The organism is Allobosea rubneri (assembly GCF_032464875.1).
GTDB lineage: Bacteria > Pseudomonadota > Alphaproteobacteria > Rhizobiales > Beijerinckiaceae > Allobosea > Allobosea rubneri.
On record NZ_JAWDID010000145.1, the window covers coordinates 1 to 624 of the forward strand.

Sequence of the window (624 nt, forward strand, 5' to 3'; positions counted from 1 at the left end):
TCGCTCGTATCCGCGCCGTACTGCGCCGCGGCAGTGACGCCGAGGTCGACGGCGGCACCGACACCGGAGTGCTCGAAGCCGGGCCGGTGCGGATGGACGTCGAACGGCATGTGGTGATGGTCGGATCCGATCAGATCACGTTGCCGCTCAAGGAGTTCGACCTGCTCGAATACCTGCTGCGCAACTCCGGCCGGGTACTGACTCGGGGCCAGTTGATCGACCGAGTGTGGGGTGCCGACTACGTGGGCGACACGAAGACCCTCGACGTGCACGTCAAACGACTGCGGTCGAAAATCGAGACCGACCCGGCCAAGCCGGAACACCTCGTCACCGTGCGAGGTCTGGGCTACAAACTCGAGGGGTAGAGCCTGCGGCATGTGAGTGGAAAAGCGTAGCCCACTACGAGTTTCCGCGCACGACCGTCACCGAAGGTGATGCACCTCCTGCAGCCCGTAGACCGGGGTGTCGATACCCTCGTAACGCGCCTTGATCTGCAGCGCCAAGTACAGCGAATAGTGGCGTGACTGATGCAGATTGCCGCCGTGGAACCAGAAGTTCTCCTGCTGCGTCGGCTTCCACATGTTCCGCTGTTCGCCCTCCCACGGACCGGGATCCTTGGTGGTG

Annotated in this window: 1 protein-coding gene and 1 pseudogene; one reads left to right on the top strand and one right to left on the bottom strand. The window is 63.3% G+C overall.

The genetic code is table 11. The annotated features are described in order from the left end of the window. The coding region (locus RKE40_RS29670; RefSeq protein WP_316021742.1) for a winged helix-turn-helix domain-containing protein at nt 1–365 on the top strand (365 nt) is incomplete at its 5' end. A 57-nt stretch (nt 366–422) separates the two neighbouring features. Here RKE40_RS29670 and RKE40_RS29675 read toward each other — a convergent pair. Beyond that, nucleotides 423–624, bottom strand: a pseudogene (locus tag RKE40_RS29675) (NAD(P)/FAD-dependent oxidoreductase); the annotation flags it as partial.